We start from the raw sequence: 1111 nt of genomic DNA, 5'->3' as shown, positions 1-1111 counted from the left end.
TGTGATGTCCAGGGAGGTTGGTCAGCCTGGTGATGGGTGGGCGGCCTCCGATGGCGGAGTGGGGTCGGTGGTGATTGTAGAAGTGCAGCCATCCGGGTAGTTCGTTTCGGCGTTCGGTTTCGGATTGGTAGTGGCGGGCGTAGGCCCAGCCATCGGCGAGGGTGCGGTGGAATCGTTCGATCTTGCCGTTGGTCTGGGGTCTGTAGGGGCGGGTCTTCTTCATGGTGATGCCGAGTTCGATGCAGGTGTCGCGCCAGGCGTGGGATTTGTAGGCGGAACCGTTGTCGGAGAGGACTCGTTCGACTGTGATGCCGCGGTCGGCGAACCAGGTGACCGCGCGCTGCAGGACGCCGACAGCTGTCGTTGCGGTCTCGTCGGCGTGGATCTCGGCGTAGGCGACGCGGGAATGATCGTCGATGACGGTGTGGACGAACGCTGTTCCAATCAGGGGTTTCGATCGTCGACTGCGGGTGGCGCCGTTGCGGTTGGCGGTGTTGATGCGGTGTTGTTCGCCTCGTTCGCGGCCGACGAATCGCCAGCCGCCGCCGTCGGGGACGTTGCCGAATTTGGTGACGTCGACGTGGATCATTGATCCGGGGTGGTCATGTTCGTAGCGTCGGATCGGTTCGCCGGTGACCCGGTCGATGTTCGTGAGGCGATTGATCTTGCACCGGACCAGGATCGCGTGGACGGTCGAGGCGGGGATACCGGTCCGGCCGGCGATCTGCACCGGGCCGAGGCGTTTGCGCCACCGCAATCGAACGACCTGCCGTTTCACCGTCTCCGGAGTTTTGGTGGGGCTGCGACGTGGGCGGGATGACCGATCCGCCATCCCGGCGGGGCCCTCTGCGCGGTAACGCTCGGCCCACTTCGCTGCGGTTCGTGGGGAGACCATGAACATTTTCGCCGCCCACGAGCAGGTGTTGCGTTCTTCGACGATGAGCTTCGCCATCCGAAGACGAGCACGTGGGGTCAATGCCGCGTTAGCGTGGGACATGAAGGCCTCCTGGCTGTGGTGTGGTTCCTCGACAGCTCCACTTCACAACCGGAGGCCTTCACCTGTCAGGTGAACTCACCGATCAGCATCAGGACAACGTCCCTGGACATCACA

1 protein-coding gene is annotated in these 1111 nt (G+C 63.5%); it reads right to left on the bottom strand.

The features are described 5' to 3' along the window. Positions 1–997, bottom strand: a 997-nt coding sequence (locus tag FK529_RS19670; protein WP_146564333.1) for an IS481 family transposase, incomplete at its 3' end; no start/stop codon positions are given. Positions 998–1111: the final 114 nt, after the last annotated feature.

This window comes from Tsukamurella asaccharolytica (assembly GCF_007858435.1).
GTDB lineage: Bacteria > Actinomycetota > Actinomycetes > Mycobacteriales > Mycobacteriaceae > Tsukamurella > Tsukamurella asaccharolytica.
Note: the sequence above shows the minus strand (reverse complement) of the source record. Positions and strands in the feature narration are given on the sequence as shown.